The sequence below is a fragment of the Maribellus maritimus genome (genome assembly GCF_022267315.1).
Lineage (GTDB): Bacteria > Bacteroidota > Bacteroidia > Bacteroidales > Prolixibacteraceae > Draconibacterium > Draconibacterium maritimum.
In genome coordinates, this window is sequence record NZ_JAIKLE010000001.1 from 240,288 (window position 1) to 256,385 (window position 16,098).

A 16,098-nucleotide genomic window follows, 5' to 3' on the forward strand; every position below is an offset into this window, starting at 1 on the left:
CCACTAAAATTGAATCAAAAAAACTACCACATGTCGCCGGAACAGTTCCGCGAAGAAGGCAAGAAAGTCATTGACTGGATTGCTGACTACTACGAAAATGTTGAAAAATACCCTGTGCTTTCGCAGGTAAAACCAGGTGAAATTATTTCGTCACTGCCCGAAAATCCTCCTCAAAAAGGAGAAACAATGGATAAAATGATGCGGGACATTGATGAAAAAATTATGCCGGGAATCACACACTGGCAATCGCCAAATTTTTACGCCTATTTCCCATCAAATACGTCGTTCCCATCCATTTTAGGAGACCTGGTTTCTTCCGGGTTGGGTGTTCAGGGAATGATTTGGGCTACCAGCCCGGCGGCTACAGAACTTGAAACCCGGGTTCTCGACTGGCTGGCCGAGATGATGGCGATGCCGGAAAAATTCAAATCAAAATCAACCGGGGGTGGTGTAATCCAGGATACAGCTTCAACATCGGCATTAACAGCCATTATTGCGGCACGCGAAAGAGTTACAAAGTTTGAATCCAATGAAAAGGGAGTGCAGCAAAAACTTGTCGCATATATTTCCACACAAACGCATTCCTCACTTGAGAAGGCCATAAAGATGGCAGGTATTGGAAAAGAAAACCTGCGTTTGATTGATGTGGACGAAAAATTTGCCATGAAACCGGACATGCTGGATACGCAAATTCAAAAAGATAAAAATGCTGGCTTTATTCCCTTTTTTATCTGTGGCGCCCTGGGTACAACTTCATCTAACGCAATGGATCCGTTGCGGAAAATCGGTGAAATTGCTCAAAAGGAAAACTGCTGGTTCCATATTGACGGAGCCATGTCAGGAACAGCCATGCTTTGTCCTGAGTTTCGATATTTAATGGACGGAGTTGAACTGGCCGACAGTTTTGTATTTAACCCACACAAATGGATGTTTACCAATTTCGACTGTGATGTGTTTTGGGTAGGCAACCGGAATGAACTCATCCATACCTTTTCCATTCTTCCCGAATACTTAAAAAACAAAGCTACAGAGTCGGGTGCCGTGTTTGACTACCGCGACTGGCATGTGCAACTGGGGCGCCGGTTTCGTTCGCTAAAACTTTGGTTTGTTATCCGGCATTATGGCATGGAAGGGTTACAATTTCATATTCGAAAACATGTAGAACTTTCTCAAAAGTTTACAAAGTGGGTTAACGATTCTGATGATTTTGAACTGTTTGTTGAACCTCCCTTAAATTTGGTTTGCTTCAGGCATAAGAAGGGTGACGATTTTAACATGAAACTGATGAACACAATCAACGAAACAGGAAAAATTTTCTTCACCCATACAAAGCTAAACGGACAGGTTGTTTTGCGAATGAGCATAGGGCAAACCAACACAGAAGAAGCACATGTAAAAAATGCGTGGGACATCATTCAAAGAACTGCTAAATCCTTGTAAAAGCCACTCGGAAAACAGATGTTTTTTTCAGAAGAATAATTTGATGAAAAACTAAAAGTGTAAATTTTACCTTTAAAATATTTTTATTACATTTACCTGAAATTAAATCAATAAAAAATGACAGATACTAAGCAAATGGAAGTTTGGTTTGTAACAGGAAGCCAACACTTATACGGCCCTGAAACACTCAAACAAGTTGATATTGATTCTTCAACCATCGTAGACGGATTAAATATATCGGGGAAAATGCCCGTAAAAATTGTTTTTAAACCGGTCGTCAAAACACCCGATGAAATACTTGATGTTTGCGTTCAGGCCAGTGCAGACAAAAACTGTATCGGATTGATAACCTGGATGCACACCTTTTCACCTTCAAAAATGTGGATAGGAGGTTTAAAAGCGCTAAGCAAACCATATATGCATTTGCACACACAATTTAACCGTGACCTTCCGTGGAGTGAGATCGATATGGATTATATGAATCTGCATCAAAGTGCACACGGTGGCCGCGAGTATGGTTTTATAAACGCCCGAATGCGCAAAAACCGCAAAGTGGTTGTTGGGCACTGGCAGGACGAAAACGTTCAGGATCAGGTAGCGGTGTGGTGCCGTACTGCCATTGGCTGGGCCGATTCGCAGGGGTTAAAAGTAGCCCGTTTTGGCGATAACATGCGTGAGGTTGCTGTAACCGAAGGTGATAAAGTAGAAGCCCAAATTAAATTCGGATGGCAAATCAGTGCATACGGAGTGGGTGATTTAGTTGCTTATGTTGAAAAAGTAACCGAAGAAGAAGTAGATACACTTTACAAAGAATATGAAAGTTTGTATGATGTAGCAGAAAACTGCAAATCCGGTGGCGAATTTCATGAAAATGTGCGTGTTCAGGCACGATATGAAATTGCAATGAAACGTTTTATGGAAGACGGAAATTTTAAAGCTTTTACCACAAACTTTGAAAATTTAACAGGTCTTTCACAATTGCCGGGGTTGGCATCACAACGCCTGATGGCTGCCGGCTACGGATTTGGTGCCGAAGGAGACTGGAAACAGGCTGCTTTACTTCGTATTGTAAAAACAATGTCGAAAGGAATGGAGGGTGGAAGTTCATTTATGGAAGACTACACATATCATTTAGACCCGGCCAACGAAGCAGTTCTGGGAGCACACATGCTGGAAATTTGTCCTTCAATTGCTGCCCAAAAGCCTCGTCTGGAAGTTCAGCCTTTGGGAATTGGAGGAAAAGATGCTCCGGCCCGACTGATTTTTGAAAGTGCAACCGGCGATGCCATGAATGTTACATTAATTGATATGGGAAATCGATTCCGAATTATTGTAAATACACTCGACGTAATTGAACCGCTTGACAAAATGCCAAAACTTCCCGTTGCTAGTGCTTTCTGGAAAACACATCCCAATCTGGCAGATGGTGCAGCAGCATGGATTTATGCAGGTGGAACACATCATTCTGCATTTACGTTGGCGTTAACTCCGGAATACATCGAAACGTTTGCGGAATATGCCGATATTGAATTTGTTATTATTGATAAGACCACAAATGTAAGCGACTTCAAAAAAGAACTTCGCTGGAACGAAATGTACTACATGTTGGCAAATGGATTAAAATAGTTGGTTTAAGTAAACTATATTTAAAATGGTTGTCTGATTTTCAGGCAGCCATTTTTTATTCTGATTTTAAATAAGCAATGGTTTTTTTAACCAACTGTTATTTTAATTAAATTGTAGCAAAAAACTAAACCAAACAACATCATGCTAAAAAAAATCATTGTAATACTAACTTTGGCACTTCCGCTTTTTACTTCAGCACAATTTTTCAAAGTGTATCCATACATGACTCCCGAGGCAGGCGAAAAAGAACTGGTTTACTGGTTCAGTGCCATAAACTCCGATCATCAGTATTCTTTTTTTGGAAAAAACGTTGACAGAAACGGGCTCATGGCACATTCGCTGGAACTGGAATATGGTTTAAGTAATAAATGGACCGCCGGCTTATATCTCGATTTTGAGCAACCTGCCGGAGAACAACTAAAACACATTAAAACAAAAGCCCTGATGTTTCACGGTAGATTTTGGGAAAAAGGGGAACGTCCGGTAGACTTGGGACTCTATGTAGAATATATTCTTCCAAAAAAAGAATACAAAGATGCCGAACAAATTGAAATTAAAATCATAATGGAAAAGGACTATGGTTTTCATACAGTAGTACTTAACCCAACTTTTGAAAAGAATATCGCCGGCCCTGATGTTGATGAAGGTGTGGAATTTGCTCTAAACGGTGGATGGTATCTAAAAAAAAGCCTGACTTTTCAACCTGGCATTGAGTTTTATACTAAATGGGGAGAACTGGCAGAAATGGCCCCTTTTAATGAATCCAAAACATACATTTTCCCTGCCATTGACATAATAATGGGAAAACACGGCAGATTAATCTGGCACACAGGAGCCGGGTTTGGACTAAGCGATCCGGCAGATAATTTTGTGTTTAAATCCATTTTATCAATCGGATTTTTTTAATCAGCAAACGTTCAAAAATCAAAAATTATGAAAAGACTTATATATATTATTGTACTGATATTTATTACGGAAAATATTACAGCGCAAACAAAATCTGAGCTAAAGATGCAGATTAAAAATCAGGTCAAACCTTATAATTATTTTGAAGACCCAAAAGTTTGTGAAGGTTGCCATGTGGATAAATTTAAACGCTGGAATGTATCGCAACATTCCAGAGCATTTACCGGCGACTTTTTTCAAAAACAATTTTACGAATTGGTTTTGGCCTCGGAATCATTTGCTCCTGAAGTAAAAGAAGCCGTAAAAGGATGCATTGGGTGTCATGCACCAAGCGCTTTTTTAGCACAGGATTTTGTTCCTTCCCGAACAACAAATCCCGATAATTTCTGGAATAAAAGCAACGGCGACGTATCGATGGCAGATCGAGGTGTTTTTTGTGATTTCTGCCACACCGTTTCACATTTTAAAAATGAGCCGCCTTATAATCACGATTATGTTTCAGCGGCGACCGAAGCCGTTGATACAAAATTTGGCGATTTGGAGTTTCCCTGGTCGCCGCATCACAAAACAGCCACTTCTGAAATCTATGAAGACCCGATGATGTGTTCATCATGCCACAACGAATTAAATCCTTATGATACATGGGTAAAAGCAACTTTTACTGAATATGAAGAAAGTGTCTATCCTGAACAAGGAATAATTTGCCAAACCTGCCATATGCAACCCATGGGTGGAAAACCTGCTAAAATGGGAATACTTCGCCCGGTGAATTCCGATCACTGGTGGGGAGGCGGATTTACCGAATTTGTTGAAGGAGCGGCACGAGTTGAAATTAAACTAAACTCCACTGAATTGGAAGCAGGAGAGGAAGTAAACTTTTTTGTTGACGTACAAGCAGTTGCTACCGGTCATAAATTCCCGACAGGTTCTACCGAAGAACGTGATGTTTGGCTTCGTCTTTCGTTGGTTGACAAAAATGGAAAAGAACTGTTCCATATTCCGGTTTCTAAAAATCCCGGCGACCCGAACGACAAATATTTTATTACCAGCAACCAAAAAGTTGCTTATCCATCGCACAGCAAAATATCAGAACCAATCGCAAGAGATGCACTTCCTGAAGGCGACCGTTTGTATCATAGCGCCTTCCTCGACAGCGAAGGAGAATTTACTTTTGCCCAATGGTTTTGTGTAAAAGAAATAGAAAACCGATTAAAACCGCTGGAAATAAGAAAAGAGAAATACTCTTTTAAAATACCTGAAAATTTAGAGGGTGAAGTCTTTCTGCAAGCAAAATTAAACTACCGAAGAATGCCTGATTCTTTTGCCGACTTTCTGAAAATTGACAGAAGACCCGTAATTCAAGTAGCTAAAGACTTACGAAAATTAAAAATCAACTAAATGAAAAAATGTCGGGTATCCCCGGCGGACTTTTTTATGGTAATTCTTCAAAATTAATTTGAGGTGGATTGTTGTTCTTTTCTCGTTCAAAAAAAGTATCGATGGGTGTTGTTTTGTTAAAAAATCCGCAGTTTTTTAAAAAGAAATCATTGCCTTCAACACCTCCGGCATAATCCATTCTTGATTCTTTTCGGGCAGTGGCATCAGCGGTAAACTTGATTTTTGAAAGTTCTTTCCAGTTCCCGGTTCTGGTATAAACCCATTGATTTGAATATTTTGCCATCCGTGTTATATTTCCGGTTTCCGTCTTAAAATTCTCAAGAAAAGAATAGAGGTGTGTCAGATAAGTATCTGTTTTTGGCCTCCGAAAACTTGCAATCAGCTTCCACTCGCCAACTTCAGGGGCAAAAAACCAGGCGGTAAAATCAGTCATCCCTTTCTCACTCGGTTTTCCTTTTAACAGAAATTTATAAGTTGTCCCGGCTTTCCATGGAAAAACAAGATAACTTTGGCCGCCCGAGCCTTCGTTTCCAAACTCTCCTGTATGCACACCGTCTCCCTTTTTTAACAACGATATTTTATACTCATCGGGGATTTCTCCGGGATTATCAGTTTTGAAAGGACTCCAAACCGAGAATAGTATTCTGCGTTCAGTGGAGGAGTTTACCTGCATTCCAAAATACCCCTGGGCAAATCCGTCAGCCATAAAATACGATCCCTGAACATCGTTATTTTCAGGTACGGTAATTTCATTATAAAAATATTCAAGGTCACCGGCATCTTCCGGTATTTCAAAGTTCAAATGAACAGAAGGCCCCCGGCGAGCCCAATAAAAATCATCTTTTGCGAAATATACCTTACCTTCCGCCGCTTGTCCGCCAATTAAAAGTGATTTCACTTCTGCAAAATATTCGCCTTCTTTTTTTAATCCACGAATATCCACCTGATGGTAGCCTGCTTCCCCAACAGTAAAACTGCCAACATAAACGGTGTCTAAATCTGTATTCTCAATGAGGCAATTCTTTGTTTGGCCCTCCAACTTTATAACCAGTTCAGACGGGCCAGAGACAGCTTTTGCAAGCAAAGCCAACTGCAATTCTCCGTTATACTCCGTCTTGAAATAGATTTGCGCCTGAGCATTGGAATCTGTCCAGTTATTTAAACCACCTTCATTAATTTTGGGATTATTTTGAGTTGTATTTGTAAGCCAGCAGTTTCCTTCAAGCGGAATTGAACAAGCGAATGCCCAGTCTTCAGAGAGAAAATTGCTTTGTTTCTGACAACTGGAAGTCATAACAGAAAATACAATTAAAACAGCAACACAAATAATATTTCGAACTATTTTCATTTTAAATATTTATTTAGTTTGTCGACCTGTTCATTAAGATTTGCCTTTGAATAAAATTCTTCGTGGACAAAATTCAGGTATTTTAAAATTTTAAACGCATTAAATTTTTGAAAAAACCGCCTTTGAAACGTTTGCTGATTTGCACAGTTGTTGTTTACGTCGTTTAGTTCTTTCCCAAAATTATCATGCAGGAGAAATTCAAAAACAGGTTTCGGCAGTTTTGAAATTACCGCCTCATATTCCTTTTCATTCATTTTGAACAGTTTGTCCTTCGTATCGAAAAGTTCCTTTAAATCTGCAAAAGCCTGAAGATTGTAGGTTTGGGTCAGGTCTTCAGTTCCTTTCATCCATTTTTGAAGAATAGGACCGGTGCCAAACGGTACACGATCTGACAAGCGGGCTGAGGGATAAACTTTGGTTGTAGTAATTTCACCTACTTCACCTATTTGAGCCAGATTCTGCAAAAAATAAAAATCTTCGCCTGCCTGCCGTCGGTTCATTCCACCTCGTTTTACATAGGCTTCTGCTTTAACCGCAAATGCAGAGCCTACTGTAAACATGGAATACGGATACCCGGTAAAATGAATTGCATTTTTATAAAACCAAAGATATTTTTCGTAAAGTTGAATACCCTTTAAATGCCTTGCTTCCAACCCAGTGGTTTGATGTTGAAAGGATATAGTTGCTCCTACGTTTTTCGGATGCTCGCTAAAATGTCTTTCAATTTCAACAAAATAATTTTCAGCTACTAAAGTGTCAGCATCCAGCGAAACAATTAATCCATTGGGATTTTTGAGTAAGTCAAAGCGGAACAAGGCTTCATCCATTCCTGTTTTTCTTGCCAATCCTGCCCCAGCCCATTTTTTTCTTAATTTAACGGGGCCCACAATATAAAAGGTAATGTTACTAAACTTGTTCTCCGAAAGCCAGGATTCAACCTGCTTTTTTGTTTTCCAGTTAAAATCCTTGATAAGCTCATCTTCAACCTCCGAATGATTAAGAACAATCAATACTTCTACAGGATAATCAGGGGTTTTACAGGCGGAAAGTGACACCAGCGTTTGCAAGATATCCGGTTCATTATAACAGGGAATTACTACAATCAGCTTTGTCCCCGCTTTAGGCGAGTTCCCGATTAAAGATTTCTTATCCTGTTTCAAAAGATATTTTTCTGCAAACATTATCAGACAATTTCAATACAAAACTAACTAAACGGGCAAAAAAAATCCGGGAAAATTCCCGGATTTAATAAAAATATGTATTAATATTTTATTCTTTTGCCTTTGAATATCTTTCATTTAAAGCTTTCAAAACATCAGCGGTAAGGTTGTTCGCCTCATCACCTACTAAAATATTTGAAGCACTAAAAATATAATCGTATTTTTTTTGAGCATTTATAATTTCAATATAGCCCATCAAACTGTCCAGTAACTGTTGATTGTTATTGGTTTGCAATTCGGCCAGTTTTGTCGATAACTCCTGATCCAGTTTTTGGATTTCCTGCTCTTTTCCCAACAAACGATCGCGCTCCTGTATTGCCCTTTGTTCAGTTAAAAAACCTCCGCGCTGAACTTTTTCCTGAAAAGCTGCAGCTTCTTTTTCAAAAGATTGTCTCTTCGTTCCATACTCACTGGTGTAAGCTTCCTGTTTTTTTGAGAAATCGTCATGCAGATCCTGTGCTAAGTCATAATTTAAAAGAACAGAGTCAGCTTTTACGTAAGCAATTTTCAAACCTCCTCCTGATTCAGATTTGCCAACATTTGTTTCTGCAATCTCAGGGCTGTTGCCTCCTGAACCGGTAAAGTGAAGTACATACAAAACAGCTACTGCTACAAAAAGTACAATGCTTACGATTAATGATGTTCCTTTCATTCTTTAACAATTTTAAAGTGTAAAAATAAAGTTTGACAAAGATAATTTTTTAGATGAAAACGAATAACTGAATTTACTACTTTTTTTACTTCATTATAAATCAACTTATTTCAAAAAAAACCTGCATTAAATCATAAGTTTATGCTGATAAACATCATTGAAAAAAGCACGTTTGCGGTAGTATTTTTACGTCAACAACTATTTCTATTTCAAACGACTTAAAATTTATAATGTTGAATAAGTTAATTGCGAACATGCTGCCTTATATGCCCAAAAAACTGGTCTGGGTATTTTCAAAAAGGTATATCGCTGGTGAAACAATCGAAGAAGGCCTTTTAGCTTCAAAATTACTCAATGCGAAAAATATTGAAGTAACAGTTGATTTGCTTGGCGAATTTATTGAAACACTAGAAGAGGCGGAGCAGAATAAAGACTACTACATTAAAATTATTGACGAATTTACCAGTGAAGGAATAAAAGGTAGTTTTTCGTTAAAACCGACTATGTTTGGTTTACTTATTAACGCCGAGGCCTGTTATAATTATGTACATGAAGTTGTAAAACATGCAGCTGAAAAAAATTCATTTGTGAGAATCGACATGGAAGACTCGCAATGTGTCGATATGGAAATAGAAATTTTCAGGAAACTCCGGACCAAATTTCCCAAAAATGTGGGGTTGGTATTGCAGGCTTACCTGAAACGAACTTTGGCTGACATAAAAGGCCTGCAAGATTTAAACACGGACGAAAATCCGATAAATTTCAGACTCTGTAAAGGAATATATGTTGAACCCGCAAAAATTGCGTTTAAAGATTACCAGGAAGTTAGGGAACATTTTCTCGAAGATCTGGAATATATGCTACAGAATAATATGTATGCAGCCATTGCCACCCATGATAAATTCCTGATTGAAAACGCAAACAAACTATTGGAAAAATACAAAACGCCCAAAAACAGGTACGAATTTCAGATGCTTTATGGTGTGACTCCTGAATTACGTCAGTCGATTGTAGATCAGGGACATTTAATGAGGGTTTACGTACCTTTTGGAAAGCATTGGTTTGGATATTCCACACGCAGGCTAAAAGAGAACCCAAAAATGGCGAACCATATAATTAAGGCAATCTTTATAAGGGGGTAGTATATTTTGGGAGTTAAACTATAAAAGGATGGCTTTTGCCATCCTTTTTCATTTACAATTTTTTGTATATTATTTCTTTTGCCGGTCGTTTCGGCACATGATGAGCGCCATTTTCATCGCGCCAGTATTTTACATCATTTTCCTGCATCTCTTCTAAAACAATTTCTTCTGCCGGTTTCCCCAAAGCAATAATCCACAGTATCTCCAAATGTTCCGGTAATTCAAGTAACTTGGCAACCCTGCCTTTGTTTACCGAGCCAATAATACATCCACCAAAGCCATCTTCTACGGCACCAAGTAAAATATTTTGCATGGCCAGACCATCGTCACAAAAATAATTTGCAGCCAGTGATTTGTCGTTTAAAACGATAATATATGCAACAGGTCTTTCGTTTTCCGCCGGGCCTTTCCAATTGGACAAATAGCCAGCCCATCCAAGATTTGGAAAGATCTGCTCATTTATCTTTTCGTTGGTTGAAATTAAATATTTGAGTGGCTGCATGTTTCTCCCGCTGGCTGAAAAGCGAGCCAATTCAATCCAGTTTTTTAAATTTTCTTCCGGAATTTTAAAAGAAAAGTCAAAGCGACGGTAACTGCGGTTTTTAATTATAAGGTCTCGTAGCATTTTTACTGATTTTTAGTAAAGAATATCAAAATAAAACTTCGAAAAACGTAAAGTTATTTTAATTTTACTTCAGAAAAAAAGGATAAAGCCGACAGTTAAACAAAATTGCTGACCAAACTTAACCACTTAGAAAGTTTAACTATGCTCTATCCTTTTTCCTTAAACGCCATTTCCAAACATCTATTGTATTCAATTCCAAATAATCCGATTAATTCGAATTTATTTTTAGTTTTGTAGAACAGAACAGAACACCAACTATTCTGTTTCAAAATTTAAATTCTGCAAATGAGCAAATTCAAATTTACAGTCGACGACAATTCAAACGTTTTAAAATTTCAACAGTTGGTAGATTGGATCGTTGATTCAATCAGCCGAAACCAATTAAAACAAGGCGAAATGTTACCTTCTGTTAATCAAATTATGAGGGAGTCACAACTCTCACGCGATACTGTTTTTAAAGCCTATGCAGAATTAAAAAAGCGTGGAATTGTAGAATCGGTGCCCAACCGCGGATATTTTGTGACCAAAAATATAACCAAAGTCTTTCTGTTTCTTGACACTTTCAAAGCATACAAAGAAGTTCTTTACGGATCATTTCTGAAACACCTTCCCAAAAACATCAGCGTTGATTTGCATTTTCATCATTATAATATTGGCGTTTTTGAAAAAATCATCAACGAAAGTCTGGGAAAATACAGCAAATACATTGTCATGAACTTCGACTCGCCAAAAGTTCCGGGAATTATAAAAAGAATCCCTAAAGAACATTTATTAATTATCGACTGGAAAATACACTCAACATCCTCCTTGTCATTTGTTTATCAAAATTTCGGCAATCCTGTTTATAAATGTCTTGAGCAAAACATATCCCAAATATCAAAATATAACGAGTTCACTTTTTTCTACCCTCCGTTTACTTATCATCCAAAAATCACAATCGATTATTTCAAAAAATTTTGTACTGCTTATCAAATAAAACACGAATTGATTTTTGAACCGGAGCAATTTAAAATCAAAAAAGGAGGATTATATTTTTTAGTGAGCGACCGTACACTAGCTGGTTTTCTTGACCAATGTGCTGAAAAAGGATTTGAACCCGGGCGGGAAGTTGGCGTTATTTCATATAACGAGACTCCCATGAAAAAATATGTAAAAAACGGAATTTCTGTTATTTCCACTGATTTTGAGCAAATGGGGAAAAAAGCAGCTGAATTTGTAAGCTCGGGAGAAAAAGTACAGTTTGAAGTTCCTACGACACTAAAATTGCGATCCTCTGTCTGAAGTGTTAAAGAACATATTTTTAAAATTTTGAAACCTTCAGTTTTGAACGTAATTTTGCAAACATACCAGAACAGAACAGTTCAACTTAAATTATAAATATAACACGTTTAAAAATGTATTTACTTGGATTCGATATTGGAAGTTCTTCGGTAAAAGTTTCCTTAATTGAAGGTGAAAGCGGGAATTGTATTGCCTCTTCGTTTTACCCGAAACAGGAAATGAAAATAACCGCGCATCAGGCAGGATGGGCAGAACAGGAACCGGAACTATGGTGGACTAACCTTAAAATGGCGTTAAAAGATGTGTTAAACGAATCCGGAGTAAATACTAAAAATATTCTGTCAATTGGTATTTCTTATCAAATGCACGGTTTGGTGATGGTTGATAAAAACCTTCAGGTTTTGCGACCTTCCATTATTTGGTGCGACAGCCGGGCAGCTTCAATTGGCGATAAAGCTTTTGAAGAAATCGGAGCGCAACGCTGTCTCACGAATTTGCTGAATTCGCCGGGAAATTTTACGGCTTCAAAATTAAAATGGGTAAAAGAAAATGAACCGGAATTGTTTGAAAAACTTTATAAGATTATGCTTCCGGGCGATTACATCGCAATGAAACTGACAGGTATTCCACAAACTACCGTTAGCGGACTATCAGAAGGTATTATGTGGAATTTTAAAGAAAATTCGCTCGCCAGCGTTCTTTTTCAGCAGTACGGTTTCTCGTCTGATATTATTCCGGAAATCGTCCCTTCATTCGCAGTTCAGGGACAACTCTCCCAAAAAGCTGCTTCTGAGCTCGGGCTTTCATCAAAAACTACAGTAAGTTATCGGGCAGGAGACCAACCCAATAACGCACTTTCGTTAAACGTACTGAATCCAGGCGAAATTGCTACAACAGCCGGAACTTCCGGCGTAGTTTATGGTGTCAGCGACGAAATAAAATACGATCCGGAATCACGGGTAAATACGTTTGCACATGTTAATCATTCTCTTGAAAATCCTCGTTTGGGCGTTCTGCTTTGTATAAACGGAACAGGCATTTTGAATGCGTGGTTAAAAAGAATAATTGGAGAAAATCTTTCCTATGAAGAGATGAACAAGCTGGCCACTAACATCCCAATTGGCTCAGAAGGTATTTCAATTCTTCCTTTTGGAAACGGCTCGGAACGGGTCCTGAACAATAAAAATATTTCTTCAATTTTCAGCGGGATAAACTTTAACATTCACCAAAAAGGACATTTACTGAGAGCCGCGCAGGAAGGCATTGTTTTCTCTTTTAAATACGGAATGGAGATTATGCAAAATATAGGCATTGATGCAAAAATTATCCGTGCCGGTAAAGCCAATATGTTTTCAAGTCCTGTTTTCAGGGAAACACTGGCCGCAATTTCAGGTGCAACTATCGAACTTTATAATACAGATGGTTCTGTTGGTGCAGCGCGGGGAGCCGGTATTGGTTCCGGGTTTTACAAAAATTTTGATGAAGCTTTTAATAATCTAACAAAACTCGACATTGTTGAACCAGATATTTCAAAAAAAGCGCAATACGAAGCTGCTTATGAAACATGGAAGCTTCAGCTCAAAAAAGCAATCAGTTAAAATAATCACATAATTATCTGCAATAATAAATTACCCGGTGGTAATTTTCAAAACAAAAATAATAACTCATAAAATAATTTATCATGGAAGTATTAAAAGGAAACAAAGAGTATTTTAAAGGAATTGATCAGGTAAAATATGAAGGCCCGGAATCCAGAAATCCGCTGGCTTTTAAATGGTACGATGAAAACAAAGTGGTTGCAGGAAAAACCATGAAAGAACATTTGCGTTTTGCAGTGGCCTATTGGCACACCTTCTGCGGAACAGGAGAAGATCCCTTTGGTCCGGGAACGCAAATTTTTCCATGGGACGGAACGACTGACAAACTGGACGCAGCGAAAGAAAGAATGGATGCCGCATTTGAATTCATAACAAAAATGAATATTCCGTTTTATTGTTTTCATGATACCGATGTTGTGGGAGACGGGTCTGTTTTTGAAATCGAAAAAAGACTGGAGACCATGATTGAAGTTGCAAAAGAAAAACAGGACGCTTCCGGAGTAAAACTTCTGTGGGGGACAGCCAATGTTTTCAGCAACCCGCGTTACATGAACGGAGCTGCTACAAACCCTGACTTTAATGTGCTTTCCAATGTCGCTGTTCAAATTAAAAATGCGATCGATGCAACCATTGCTTTAGGCGGAACAAATTATGTTTTCTGGGGTGGACGTGAAGGTTATATGACATTGCACAATACCGACACCAAACGCGAATTGGCACATTTGGGACAATTTCTGAGAATGGCTCGTGATTACGGTCGGAAACAAGGCTTCAACGGAACTTACCTCATTGAACCAAAACCGATGGAACCAACAAAACATCAGTATGACTATGATGCGCAAACAGTAATCGGATTCCTGAAAGCCAACGGTTTGGAAAACGATTTCAAACTAAATATTGAAGTAAATCATGCAACGCTCGCCGGGCACACATTTGCACATGACCTAAGAATGGCTGCCGATGCAGGATTGTTGGGTTCAATTGATGCAAATAAAGGTGACTACCAGAACGGATGGGACACGGACGAATTCCCTACAAATATATACGAAGTTACTGAAGCGATGCTCGAAATTATACAAGCCGGAGGTTTTACAAACGGAGGTATAAATTTTGATGCAAAAACCCGCAGAAACTCTACCGATTTGGAAGATATCTTTATTGCCCATGTCTCCGGGATGGACATTTTTGCCCGTTCATTAATTATTGCCGACAAGATATTGAGTGATTCAAATTACCTGGAGATGCGCAAAAAACGTTACGCATCGTTCGACGGTGGTAAAGGTGCCGACTTTGAAAATGGAAAATTATCGATTGAAGATTTACGCGAAATTGCAAAAGAAGTTGGTGAGCCAAAACAAATCAGCGGCAAACAGGAACTGCTCGAACAACTTATCAACTGGTACATTTAATGAAAGATAGAAATTCATTTTATATTACTCTTATAACGATAGTGGCCACTTTAGGTGGCCTTTTATTTGGTTACGACACAGCTGTTATTTCAGGAGCTGAAAAATCTATTCAGTCATTTCTGATTGACAGTATGGGATTAAGTTCTCTTGTTCATGGAGCTACCATATCAAGTGCACTAATAGGCTGTATTATTGGCGGAAGCATTTCAGGTATTCTGGCATCTAAACTGGGACGTAGAAATACACTTTTCCTGGCTTCAGGGTTGTTCTTTGTTTCTGCACTGGGTTCGGGAAATCCGGAGTTTCTTTTTTTTACCAAAGGAGAACCTTCGCTGTCTTTACTTTTTATGTTTAACTTTTATCGCATTTTAGGAGGAATTGGTGTTGGACTGGCATCTGCGGTAAGCCCAATGTATATTGGAGAAATTGCTCCTGCTGACATTCGTGGAAGATTGGTTTCATTGAATCAGTTTGCAATAATCTTTGGAATGCTGGTGGTATATTTCGTAAACTGGGGAATTGCCAACGGGCAATCTCTGGAATGGATTAATAATACTGGTTGGAGAAGAATGTTTACTTCAGAAGCTATTCCGGCAGCGTTGTTTGGAATTCTGCTCTTTTTTGTACCGGAAACTCCTCGCTACCTTGCTATAAAAAACAAAGATGAAGAAGCTTTAAAAATTCTTACTAAGATAAATGGACCTGATATTGCAAAAGAAATTTTTACTGATATAAAAAACAGCGTTAAAAAATCTTCAGCCAAACTTCTTTCTTACGGGAAAGTAGTTATTATTATCGGAATTTTGCTTTCTGTTTTTCAACAATTTGTTGGAATAAATGTAGCCTTGTATTATGCACCACGCATTTTTGAAAGTATGGGTGCGGGGAAAGATGCTTCGATGCTGCAAACCGTTGTTATGGGTTTGGTAAATGTAATTTTCACGGTTGTTGCTATTGTAACCGTCGACAAATGGGGAAGAAAACCCTTGTTAATGATTGGCTCGGTCGGTATGGCAATAGGAATGATTGCAATAGGGACGCTGGCCTTTCTTAAAATTATCGGAATAAGCACTTTGATTTTTATAATTATTTATACAGCTTCATTTATGATGTCATGGGGACCAATTTGCTGGGTTCTGATTTCAGAATTATTTCCAAATAAAATACGGGGAAAGGCTGTTGCTGTTGCTGTTGCTGCACAGTGGGCAGCCAATTATTTCATTTCTTCAACTTACCCGGCAATGATGGAATTTAGCAGCGGGTTGACTTATTGGTTTTACGGTTTGATGAGTATTATTTCTTTACTTTTTGTATGGAAAATGGTTCCTGAGACCAAAGGAAAAACATTGGAGGAAATGGAAAATTTATGGAGTATAAATGGTAAGAAATATAAAGTTCTCAAATAAATTTTGAAAACCGAAATACAGCGAGCGATAACGAAAAAAATGATATT

The 16,098-nt window shown here is 38.3% G+C and carries 13 protein-coding genes; 9 read left to right on the forward strand and 4 right to left on the reverse strand.

What is annotated here, in order from left to right; genetic code table 11:
* Positions 1–9 precede the first annotated feature (9 nt).
* The 4 genes from K5G00_RS01030 (at position 10) to K5G00_RS01045 (ending at position 5,370) form a co-directional block, all read left to right on the forward strand.
* Positions 10–1,440: a pyridoxal-dependent decarboxylase gene (locus tag K5G00_RS01030; RefSeq protein WP_238763476.1), complete on the forward strand. Its 1,431-nt coding sequence runs from the start codon at positions 10–12 to the stop codon at positions 1,438–1,440.
* 117 nt (positions 1,441–1,557) lie between these two features.
* Positions 1,558–3,066: an L-arabinose isomerase gene (gene araA / locus K5G00_RS01035; protein ID WP_238763478.1), complete on the forward strand. Its 1,509-nt coding sequence runs from the start codon at positions 1,558–1,560 to the stop codon at positions 3,064–3,066.
* A gap of 141 nt (positions 3,067–3,207) precedes the next feature.
* Entirely contained in the window at positions 3,208–3,972 is a 765-nt protein-coding gene (locus tag K5G00_RS01040; protein WP_238763480.1) for a hypothetical protein, read from the forward strand.
* 27 nt (positions 3,973–3,999) lie between these two features.
* Entirely contained in the window at positions 4,000–5,370 is a 1,371-nt protein-coding gene (locus K5G00_RS01045; RefSeq protein WP_238763482.1) for a multiheme c-type cytochrome, read from the forward strand.
* Positions 5,371–5,404: 34 nt separating this feature from the next.
* Here K5G00_RS01045 and K5G00_RS01050 read toward each other — a convergent pair whose 3' ends face one another.
* The 3 genes from K5G00_RS01050 to K5G00_RS01060 all read right to left on the reverse strand — a co-directional run bounded on the left by K5G00_RS01050 (position 5,405) and on the right by K5G00_RS01060 (position 8,590).
* Positions 5,405–6,718 carry a DUF3472 domain-containing protein gene (locus tag K5G00_RS01050; protein WP_238763484.1) on the reverse strand — a complete coding sequence of 438 codons (1,314 nt, stop codon included), beginning with the start codon at positions 6,716–6,718 and terminating at the stop codon, positions 5,405–5,407.
* Positions 6,715–7,899, reverse strand: coding sequence for a glycosyltransferase (locus tag K5G00_RS01055; protein ID WP_238763486.1), 1,185 nt, complete (start codon positions 7,897–7,899; stop codon positions 6,715–6,717). The genes K5G00_RS01050 and K5G00_RS01055 overlap by 4 nt, the downstream gene beginning before the upstream one ends.
* An 88-nt stretch (positions 7,900–7,987) precedes the next feature.
* Positions 7,988–8,590, reverse strand: coding sequence for an OmpH family outer membrane protein (locus tag K5G00_RS01060; RefSeq protein WP_238763488.1), 603 nt, complete (start codon positions 8,588–8,590; stop codon positions 7,988–7,990).
* A gap of 230 nt (positions 8,591–8,820) precedes the next feature.
* On the opposite strand from K5G00_RS01060, the gene K5G00_RS01065 reads away from it, so the two are divergent.
* Complete coding sequence (locus K5G00_RS01065) at positions 8,821–9,732, forward strand: proline dehydrogenase family protein (RefSeq protein ID WP_238763490.1); 912 nt, start codon at positions 8,821–8,823, stop codon at positions 9,730–9,732.
* Between the two features lie 52 nt (positions 9,733–9,784).
* On the opposite strand, the gene K5G00_RS01070 is transcribed toward K5G00_RS01065, so the two are convergent.
* Positions 9,785–10,357, reverse strand: a complete 573-nt coding sequence (locus K5G00_RS01070) for a nitroreductase family protein (protein WP_238763492.1) — start codon at positions 10,355–10,357, stop codon at positions 9,785–9,787.
* A 285-nt stretch (positions 10,358–10,642) separates the two neighbouring features.
* Here K5G00_RS01070 and K5G00_RS01075 point away from each other — a divergent pair, with 285 nt between their 5' ends.
* The 4 genes from K5G00_RS01075 to xylE all read left to right on the forward strand — a co-directional run bounded on the left by K5G00_RS01075 (position 10,643) and on the right by xylE (position 16,051).
* A complete protein-coding gene (locus K5G00_RS01075) occupies positions 10,643–11,638 on the forward strand; it encodes a winged helix-turn-helix domain-containing protein (protein WP_238763494.1) in 996 nt (331 codons plus the stop codon).
* Positions 11,639–11,751: 113 nt separating this feature from the next.
* Entirely contained in the window at positions 11,752–13,236 is a 1,485-nt protein-coding gene (locus K5G00_RS01080; RefSeq protein WP_238763496.1) for a xylulokinase, read from the forward strand.
* A gap of 83 nt (positions 13,237–13,319) precedes the next feature.
* Positions 13,320–14,645: a xylose isomerase gene (xylA, locus tag K5G00_RS01085; RefSeq protein WP_238763498.1), complete on the forward strand. Its 1,326-nt coding sequence runs from the start codon at positions 13,320–13,322 to the stop codon at positions 14,643–14,645.
* Complete coding sequence (xylE, locus tag K5G00_RS01090) at positions 14,645–16,051, forward strand: D-xylose transporter XylE (RefSeq protein WP_238763500.1); 1,407 nt, start codon at positions 14,645–14,647, stop codon at positions 16,049–16,051. The genes xylA and xylE overlap by 1 nt, the downstream gene beginning before the upstream one ends.
* The last annotated feature ends 47 nt before the right edge of the window (positions 16,052–16,098 follow it).